The organism is Nocardia sp. 852002-51101_SCH5132738 (assembly GCF_001665695.1).
Taxonomy (GTDB): Bacteria; Actinomycetota; Actinomycetes; order Mycobacteriales; family Mycobacteriaceae; genus Nocardia; species Nocardia nova.
This window is the reverse complement of the sequence record NZ_LZML01000058.1, coordinates 64,161-72,991: the sequence shown is the minus strand read 5'-3', so window position 1 is coordinate 72,991 and position 8,831 is coordinate 64,161. Positions and strand designations below refer to the sequence as shown.

Below are 8,831 nucleotides of genomic sequence, written 5' to 3'. Positions count from 1 at the left end.
GACGCTGGACCCCGACCGTGTGCACACCCTTCTTCAGGTCGCCGGTCTCATCGACCACCAGTGTCGCGTCGACCTCGCCCAAATGCCCGACCACGTAGTCGCGCAGGTCATCTCGCAACCCGTCCTCGTCGAGGACCGCGGACGCGAGCAGGTGCTGCATCGCATCCGGCGAGCGATCACCGGCATACTCGGCCAGTGTCCAGCAGTTCTTGGCCGGCAGCTCCGATATCAGCCCGGTCAGCATCCGCCCGGCAGTCGCACGGGTCTCGGCTCGCGCGAACCGTGACCCGATCGCGCCGGTGAACTCGTCGAACTGTCGCCGCCACCGTGGGGCGGCTACGCTGTCGAACACGGCCACCGCCAATTCAGTTGTGTCCCACACAAACACAACCTGATCACGCGGTGGCCGCCCAACTCCCGGCACCCTGAACAGCAGAATCGTTGTCTACGAAGTCCGGCTGGAGTACTAGGATTACCGTTACCGACCGTCATAACCACACCCGTCACGATCTCGGAGGCAGCGTTGCCGAACACCCTGGAAGCCACCATCGACATTGCCGCCACGCCGGACAAGGTGTGGGCGGTCGTCTCCGATCTCGGGCGGATGCCGGAATTCAGCCCCACCACGTTGAAGATGATTCCGCTGGGCACGCCGCGCGCCGGCACGTGGACGGTGAATTTCAACAAGGTCGGCCGCAAGTACTACCCGACCACCTCACGCATCGTGCGTTACGAGCCCGATCAGGCCTTCGCGTTCCGGATGAACGAGAACGGCACGGTGTGGAGCTACACCCTCGAACCCACCGCGGCCGGCACGCGGGTGACCGAGCGCCGCGACGTGCCGAACGGGGTGCGCAAACCGGTGCGGTTGATGATCGACGCGCTCCTCGGCGGCGAGCAGCAGTTCGAGGCCGATCTGGTCGCCGGGATGAACGAAACCCTCGGCAAGATCAAGGCCGCGGCCGAGCGCTGACTCGGCGCGCCTTTGGCCCCACAGGCGGGTTCGACCGCGTAATTTGCCCGGTATGCGACGGATGACGGGCGTGTTGGCGGTACTCGTGGGAACCACCGTGCTGCTGAGCGGTTGTGGCAGTTCGGATTCGGGGACCTCACGCGAGGTGACGGTGGTCGGCACCGGTCAGGTGCGGGGAGCGCCGGACACCCTGAACGCCGACGTGGGTGTCGAAGTGACCGCGCCCGACGTGTCCACCGCCATCGCGAACGCCAACAGCAAGGCCGCGGCGATCACCGATGCGATGGTGAACGCGGGCGCCACACGCGAGGACATCCGGACCACCGATGTGTCGGTGCAGCCGCAGTACGGCCCCGACCACAACGTCACCGGGTACACCGCGACCAACACCGTGCACGTCGTGGTTCGCGATCTGTCCAAGGCCTCGGGCGTATTGGCGTCGGCGGTCGGGGCCGGCGGGAACGACACCCGCATCCGCGGCGTGTCGTTCGCGCTCGACGACAATTCGAAACTGCTGGCCGACGCCCGGGCCGGCGCCTTCGCCGACGCCAAGGCGCGCGCCAACCAGTACGCGGTGCTGTCGGGCCTGAAGTTGAAGGACGTGAAGACCATCAACGAGACCAGCAGCGGGGAATCGGCGCCGCCGCAGGCCAAGGCCCAATTCGCTACTCCGGACGTACCTTTGGAACCCGGTCGGCAGACGGTGACCTTCACGGTGACGGTCACCTGGACCATGGGCTGACGCGCGCCCGCCGGACACCCGCGCAGTTCGACTCGGCTACTGCCAGTTCGGCAGTTTCGCCACCTGCGCCGCGTAGGACAGGCCCGCGCCGAAAGCGACCAGCAACGCCGCCGCACCGGGCTTGCTCTCGCCCGACCGCAGCATGGCCTCCATGGCCAGCGGAACCGAGGCGGCCGAGGTGTTGCCGGTCTCCTCGATGTCGTTGGCCAGTGCGCAATTGGCCGACAACTTCAGCTCGCGCGCCATGATCTCGATGATGCGGCCGTTGGCCTGGTGCGGAACCATCGCGTCGATATCGCCGGGGGTCAGGCCGGCCCGCTCGATCGCGTCCAGGCAGACCTTCTTCAGCGAATGGGCGGCCCAGCGGAAGACCGCGGTGCCCTCCATCGCCAGGTACGGGCGGACCGCGTCGGTGCCCTTCTCGTCGATCTCGCGGAAGAACTCCATCCAGTCCTTGTCCTGGCGGATCGCGTGATGCTGTTCGCCGTCCGAACCCCAGACGGTGGGGCCGATGCCCGGCTCGTCGGACGGGCCGACGATCACGGCACCCGCACCGTCGGCGAACAGGAAGGCGGTGCCGCGGTCGGCCGGGTTGAACGTGTCCGTGAGCCGCTCGACGCCGATCACCAGCACGTGGCCCGCTGTGCCACCCTTGACCAGATCCGAGGCCACGCCCAGCGCATGGCAGAAGCCCGCGCACCCGGCGGAGATGTCGAATGCGGCCGGATTGTTCATCCCGAGTTCGGTGGCGATCTGCGGGGCGGCCGCCGGGGTCAGCAGCAGCCAGGTCGAGGTCGCGACGATGACGCAGTCGACCTGCTCGGCGGTGATCCCCGCGGCGGCCATGGCATCGCGCGCCGCGGCGGCGCTCATGGCGATGATGGTCTCGGATTCGGAGGCGAACCGCCGGGTCCGGATGCCCGAGCGGGTGCGAATCCATTCGTCGCTGGATTCGATCGGTCCGGCGACTTCCTCATTGGTCACGACCCGGGCGGGGCGGTACACACCGAGCCCGAGCATCGCCGTGTGCTCCACCCCGGTGACTTGGGCGAGTCGAGCAGCCATCGCGCATCTCCTATGTACCTGCCGGCGGGCCGGAGAACCGGAAATCTGCCCCGGTCCGGGCGCCACCCGCTATCGAACATTCCTTCATCGGGCCTCGGAGGCCGACGCGCTCGTCGTTCGCGAACCGACGGTTCGACCCGACGAGTCCGAGTGCTACGTGCGCGTAGACATGAGGCCCCCTCATATTAATAGGAATGCTAATCCCCACGGTGGGTATTGTCACAATCGATTCGTGTAGAACCGGCTCGCAGACTGGTTCCGATACCGAACCGTGGCGAGGCGACGACGGCAATTTCCGACGAGTTTCCCTGGAGGACACCAATGCTCGGTCTCGGAATCATCGGCTGGATCATCATCGGCGGCCTGGCGGGCTGGATCGCCAGCAAGATCATGGGCACCGACGCCCAGCAGGGCATCCTGCTCAATATCGTCGTGGGGGTGATCGGCGGCCTGATCGGCGGTTTCATCCTGCGGCTGTTCGGCGTCGACGTGCACAGCGGCGGCTTCTTCTTCAGCTTCCTCACCTGCCTGGGCGGAGCGGTGATCCTGCTGTGGCTGGTGCGGCTGGCCACGGGGCGCAAAGCCGCGCGCTGACGGCATCCGGCGGCGAGTACGCCCGATCGGGACCACGCCACGGTGATGCCGTGTCCCGTAAGGTGTGAGCGCGGTCCCGGAAGCTCTGCGGACCGAATGTCATCCGCGCACGAAAGAGGAGTCCGTGGCCCGCCGCCCCACCCCGCCCGGTACGCCCGAACGTACCGGGCTCGGTCATGTCGCCGACCTGGTCAAAGCAGCGATTCCGCCGCTGCATCCCGCCGGCCTGCCCTTCGTGGCCGCGCCGCTGGCGGTGGCGGTTCTCGGCGGGCGGCGCCGTCGCTGGCTGCGCCGCACCGGGCTGACCGCGGCCGCGGCCTCGGCGGCCTTCTTCCGGCATCCGCACCGGGTGCCGCCGAATCGGGCGAATATCGTCGTCGCCCCGGCCGACGGTGAGATCGCACTCGTCGACACCGCGGTGCCGCCGGCCGAGCTGAACCTCGGCGACACCCCGCTGCCCCGGGTGAGCATCTTCCTGTCGGTGCTCGACGTGCACGTGCAGCGCACCCCGGTTTCGGGCACCGTGCGCACCATCGCCTACCAGCGTGGTCAATTCCGCTCGGCGGATCTGCCGGAGGCCAGTTCGGTGAACGAGCGCAACAGCATGGTGCTCGAGACCGCCTCCGGTCAGCTGGTGACGGTCGTCCAGATCGCCGGACTGCTAGCACGGCGCATCGTCTGCGACGCCAAGGTCGGCGACGCGTTGAGCATCGGCGAGACCTACGGTCTGATCCGGTTCGGGTCGCGGGTCGACACCTACTTCCCGGCCGGCACCCGGCTGCTGGTCGAGCCCGGACAGCGCACGATCGGCGCGGAAACGGTGCTGGCCGAACTGCTGCCATGATCGAGAACACCGTGACCGAACCGGGTCGCCGCCGCCGCACGATCCGCCTGCTGCCGAGCATCGTGACGATCCTGGCGCTGTGTGCCGGACTGTCGGCGGTGAAATTCGCACTCGACGGCTCCCTCGACATCGCCCTGGCGATGATCGGCGCGGCCGCCGTCCTCGACACCCTCGACGGCCGGCTGGCCCGGATGCTGTCGGCGACCACCAAGATCGGCGCCGAACTGGATTCGCTGGCCGATGCCATCTCCTTCGGCGTCGCACCGGCCCTGGTGCTGTACGTGACCTTCCTGCGCCAGGACAGCGCGGGCTGGATCATCGCGCTGATCTACGCGGTGAGCATCGTGCTGCGGCTGGCCCGGTTCAACACGATCATGGACGACGACACCCGGCCCGACTGGGAGCGCGAATACTTCACCGGCGTTCCCGCGCCGGCGGCGGCGTTGATCGCGCTGCTGCCGATCGCGCTGCACAGCCAGTTCGGCGAGGGATGGTGGAACAACTTCCCGATGGTGGCGGCGTGGACCGTGTTCGCGGCGCTGCTCGCGGTCAGCACGATCCCCACGCTGGCGATGAAGTCGGTGTCGGTCGCGCCGCAGGCGGCCGCACTGTTGCTGGTCCTGGTCGCGCTGGCCGCGGCCGCCCTGGTCACCTATCCGCTGATCCTGCTGATGGTGCTGATCGGGCTGTATCTGGTGCACATCCCGTTCGCGTGGCGCTCGCAGCGCTGGGTGGCGGCGCGGCCGGAGACCTGGCATCACAAACCGGCCGAACGCCGTGCGCAGCGGCGTGCGGCCCGGCGGATGCCGCCGATCGGCGAGGGTGCGCGGCTGCGGCTGCGGCGGCCGCCGGGCATTCGCGAATCGTCGGCGCGGTTGCGGTTGCGCAGGCCGGGCGGGCGCTGAGCGGGAGAGCTCGATCCACACGGCCGCTACCGCGCCGCGGGCACAATGGCAGACGTGCCTGAATTGTCGCTGACTGCCCGACTCAACCGCTCGGCCGCCGACGCCCGCCGCGGCGTGGTTCGCCTGCATTCCGAGGCGCTCGCGGCCCTGGGATTGCGGGAGTGGGACGGAATCAGCGTGATCGGCTCCCGGCGCACGGCCGCGGTGGTCGGCCGGGCGCCCGCCGATACACCCGCCGGAATCGCCCTGCTCGACGATGTGACGCTGTCCAATGCCGGGGTGCGCGAGGACGGCGCGGTGGTCGTGGCCCCGGTGACGGTGTACGGGGCCCGGCACATCTCGGTGACCGGTTCGGTCGCGGCGATGGGCGCGATCGCGGAATCCACGCTGCGGCAGGCGCTGCTCGGCAAGGTCGTCACCGTCGGTGACGCGGTATCGCTGCTGCCCCGCGATCTGGGGCCGGGCACCAGCTCCGCCGCCGCGACACAAGCGCTCTCGCGTACCTTCGCGATCGCCTGGACCTCGGAACTGCTGACCGTGACCACCACCGATCCCACCGGCGGCCCGGTGAGCGTGCAGCCCAACAGCGCGGTCGTGTGGGGCGCCGCGGCCCCGGCGGCGGACGCCTCCCACGATCCCCGGGGCGCGCTGGCGCCGAATCGTCCCGGCAGTCGGATGCTGGTGCGCGAGCGTCCCTCGGCCGTCCCGGTGGCCGATCTGGCCGGGGTGCGCGCGCCCGCGGCGAAACTGTCGGAATGGCTGAGCCTGGCGCTCGACGAACCGGAACTCCTGCGGACCCTCGGCGCCCCGCCGCATCTGGGCGTGCTGATCACCGGGCCCGCCGGCGCCGGCAAAGCCACCCTGGCACGCGCGGTGTCGACACCGCGGCGCATCGTGGAACTGGACGGCCCGACCGTCGGCGCGTCCGAGAGCGGCACCCGGTTGCGCGAGGTGGGGCTCGCGGTCTCGGAGGTCTGCTCCGGCGCGGGTGGTGTCCTGCTGATCACCGATATCGACGCCCTGCTTCCCGAGCAGCCGGAGCCCGTGGCGACGCTCATTCTGGATCAACTGCGCGCCGCGGTGGCCACGGCCGGAGTGGCCTTCCTGGCCACCACCTCTCATCCCACCGCGGTCGACAGCCGGCTACGGGCACCGGATCTCTGTGATCGCGAAGTGGCGCTGACGCTGCCGACCGCCGCGGTCCGCACGGAACTGCTGCAACAACTGCTGCGCAAGGTACCGACCGAGGATCTCGATCTCGACGAGATCGCCTCGCGCACACCGGGATTCGTCGTCTCGGACCTCGCGGCGCTGTGCCGGGAGGCGGCGCTGCGGGCGGCCTCGCGGGCCAGCCGCGATCACGCCGAGCCGAAGTTGATGCAGGCGGATCTGGTCGGCGCGCTGGAGGTGATCCGGCCGCTCTCGCGTTCGGGTACGGAGGAACTGGCGATCGGCAGCCTGAGCCTCGACGACGTCGGCGATATGACCGAGACCAAACAGGCGCTCACCGAGGCGGTGCTGTGGCCGCTGCGGCATCCGGATTCGTTCGCGCGCCTGGGTATCGACCCGCCGCGCGGAGTGCTGCTGTACGGACCGCCGGGTTGCGGGAAGACGTTCCTGGTGCGCGCGCTGGCCGGAAGTGGGCAGCTCAGCGTGCATACGGTCAAGGGCGCCGAACTGATGGACAAATGGGTCGGCTCCTCCGAGCGCGCGGTACGCGAACTGTTCCAGCGAGCCCGCGATTCCGCTCCCTCGCTGATCTTCCTCGACGAGATCGACGCCCTCGCCCCGCGACGCGGCCAGAGCACGGACTCCGGCGTCGGCGACCGGGTGGTCGCGGCGCTGCTCACCGAACTGGACGGGGTGGAACCGCTGCGCGATGTGGTGGTGGTCGGCGCCACCAACCGGCCCGAATTGATCGACCCCGCGCTGCTGCGTCCGGGCCGGTTGGAGCGGCTGGTCTTCGTCCCGCCGCCGGACGCCGCGGCCCGGGCCGAAATCCTGCGCACCGCAAGCCGTTCCGTGCCGCTGAGCGACGATGTGGACCTCGCCGCACTGGCCGCCGACCTGGACGGCTACTCGGCGGCCGACTGCGCGGCACTGCTGCGCGAGGCCGCGATGGCCGCGATGCGCCGCGATGTGGATGCCGCCGCGCTCGGCGCCGCGGATCTGGCGACGGCCCGCGGCAGTGTGCGGCCCTCCCTCGACGCCGATCAGGTCGAGGCGCTGCGGCAGTACGCCGGCAAGCGCGCGACACTCTGATTCGCCGCGCCTCCGACCGGCGCGCCCGATCCGGCAGGTCTGCCCCGGTTCCACCCCGTTCGCAGGTATTTTCGGCTGGTGCGCACGCACCACGCGGTTCTGGAGATGATCACGGCGGCCCTGGCCACCCTGGTCGCCGGGCTGTCGTTGCTGCTGCCCAACGGCTTCCGCTGGGCCTCGCAGACCTCGGTGCTGCAGATGGATATGCTCGCCGCCAGCCAGCCGAAGGCCATCGCCGTGGGCGCGATCGTCGCGCTGATCGTGGCCGTTTTCGCCACCACCGTCAATCACGCCCTCGTCGCATGGGGTACGGCGCTGTGCGGGGTGGCGACCATGCTGCTGGCTCATCTGCTGGCCGAGAGCGGCGACCAGAGCATCGCGCCGGCCACTCTGAACTATCTGGAAACGCTGGCGGGCGGAATTCTGCTGGGCGGAATCGCGGTCGCGGTGCTGCGCGGCTGGCTGCAGGTGTTCGGCTGGACCCTGGGGGCGCTCGCGGCGGTGGTCTTCGGCCAGCTCGGTTCGACCTCGACGGGAACCGTGCGGAACGGAGTGATGGGCGCGCCGGGTTGGTCGACGACCACGCTGCCGCCGCTGTGGTTGATCGTGATCACCCTCGTCCTCGTAATCGTCGGCATGATCGTCAATCGCAACCAGGACACCGTGGAACGGCGCTCGGTCGAATTACCTATGGCGCCGATCGTCGCGGGACTGATCTTCGTCATCGGTCGGGTGTTCAGCGCGGAATGGCTTGCTCGGCACGCCGACAACGCCGGCGGTATCGCCTTCGCCGCGTCCCTGGCAGTGGCCGCAGCCGTAGTGGCGGCCTTCTTGCTGCCGCGGCGCGACGGTGTGTTGATCTTGCTGGCCGTCGCGTTGTCGGTGGTGGGCGGAGCGTTGATACCGGCCCGGCTGCCGATCTGGTCGGTCGCTCCCCTGGTGTTGTTGATCGCGCTGGGGCTGGTCGCGGGATTCCGGCGGCCGATGCCGATGCTCGCCATGGCGACATTGGCAGCGATGGCGCTGTACTGCGCGCTGGTCTCCGGCCATCGGATCACCGGCGGCGTGCAGGCGGCGGTGTTGAGCGGGCTGCTCGCAGCGGTGGCCGGCTACAGCTTCGGCAGTGCCGCACCGCGATACAACCCGACCCGGGTGCTCGGTGTGGCGATCATATTCGTGCCGTCGGTGGTAACCGCCCTGCGCGATCACCTCGACCGGCCGCAATGCGTCTCCGATCCCGGCCAGTGGTACCTGTGCCCAGCCACGACGATGAGCTCGGCGGCGCCCTATTGGACCGCATTGAGCATCACCGCAGTCTGCGCGGCGGGCCTGCTCGCCCTGCGCTATTGGCGCAAGCCGACCACCACCGAATCGGTAGCCGATATATAGCCATCGTCTCTGGAAGGTCGCGCTCCGGACCGCGCGGATCCGGCCGTGACCACTGAA

Annotated in this window: 9 protein-coding genes; 7 read left to right on the top strand and 2 right to left on the bottom strand. The window is 69.4% G+C overall.

The window, feature by feature from the left end:
• Positions 1 to 292: transposase (locus tag A5789_RS08705; RefSeq protein ID WP_231956624.1), on the bottom strand; the 292-nt coding region annotated here is incomplete at its 3' end.
• 231 nt (positions 293 to 523) lie between these two features.
• Here A5789_RS08705 and A5789_RS08700 point away from each other — a divergent pair.
• Both A5789_RS08700 and A5789_RS08695 read left to right on the top strand, forming a co-directional pair.
• Entirely contained in the window at positions 524 to 973 is a 450-nt protein-coding gene (locus tag A5789_RS08700; protein ID WP_030516566.1) for an SRPBCC family protein, read from the top strand.
• 52 nt (positions 974 to 1,025) lie between these two features.
• A complete protein-coding gene (locus A5789_RS08695; RefSeq protein WP_064905575.1) occupies positions 1,026 to 1,715 on the top strand; it encodes an SIMPL domain-containing protein in 690 nt (229 codons plus the stop codon).
• Between the two features lie 36 nt (positions 1,716 to 1,751).
• Here A5789_RS08695 and A5789_RS08690 read toward each other — a convergent pair whose 3' ends face one another.
• Entirely contained in the window at positions 1,752 to 2,780 is a 1,029-nt protein-coding gene (locus A5789_RS08690; RefSeq protein ID WP_063015220.1) for a beta-ketoacyl-ACP synthase III, read from the bottom strand.
• A 321-nt stretch (positions 2,781 to 3,101) separates the two neighbouring features.
• Here A5789_RS08690 and A5789_RS08685 point away from each other — a divergent pair, with 321 nt between their 5' ends.
• The 5 genes from A5789_RS08685 to A5789_RS08665 all read left to right on the top strand — a co-directional run bounded on the left by A5789_RS08685 (position 3,102) and on the right by A5789_RS08665 (position 8,774).
• Entirely contained in the window at positions 3,102 to 3,374 is a 273-nt protein-coding gene (locus tag A5789_RS08685; RefSeq protein ID WP_030516569.1) for a GlsB/YeaQ/YmgE family stress response membrane protein, read from the top strand.
• A 124-nt stretch (positions 3,375 to 3,498) separates the two neighbouring features.
• Positions 3,499 to 4,218, top strand: a complete 720-nt coding sequence (locus A5789_RS08680; RefSeq protein ID WP_030516570.1) for a phosphatidylserine decarboxylase — start codon at positions 3,499 to 3,501, stop codon at positions 4,216 to 4,218.
• The gene (locus A5789_RS08675) at positions 4,215 to 5,123 is read left to right on the top strand and encodes a phosphatidylcholine/phosphatidylserine synthase (protein WP_063015221.1); all 909 of its coding nucleotides are present in this window, start codon (positions 4,215 to 4,217) and stop codon (positions 5,121 to 5,123) included. Before A5789_RS08680 ends, A5789_RS08675 begins: the two co-directional genes overlap by 4 nt.
• A 54-nt stretch (positions 5,124 to 5,177) precedes the next feature.
• A complete protein-coding gene (locus A5789_RS08670) occupies positions 5,178 to 7,385 on the top strand; it encodes an AAA family ATPase (protein WP_227463082.1) in 2,208 nt (735 codons plus the stop codon).
• A 78-nt stretch (positions 7,386 to 7,463) separates the two neighbouring features.
• The gene (locus tag A5789_RS08665; RefSeq protein ID WP_064905577.1) at positions 7,464 to 8,774 is read left to right on the top strand and encodes a hypothetical protein; all 1,311 of its coding nucleotides are present in this window, start codon (positions 7,464 to 7,466) and stop codon (positions 8,772 to 8,774) included.
• The last annotated feature ends 57 nt before the right edge of the window (positions 8,775 to 8,831 follow it).

Bases quoted from the DNA above. Each gene is read 5' to 3' on its own strand.
- A5789_RS08685 (WP_030516569.1), top strand. From the start codon at position 3,102: ATGCTCGGTCTCGGAATCATCGGCTGGATCATCATCGGCGGCCTGGCG.
- A5789_RS08695 (WP_064905575.1), top strand. From the start codon at position 1,026: ATGCGACGGATGACGGGCGTGTTGGCGGTACTCGTGGGAACCACCGTG.
- A5789_RS08690 (WP_063015220.1), bottom strand. From the start codon at position 2,780: ATGGCTGCTCGACTCGCCCAAGTCACCGGGGTGGAGCACACGGCGATG.
- A5789_RS08675 (WP_063015221.1), top strand. From the start codon at position 4,215: ATGATCGAGAACACCGTGACCGAACCGGGTCGCCGCCGCCGCACGATC.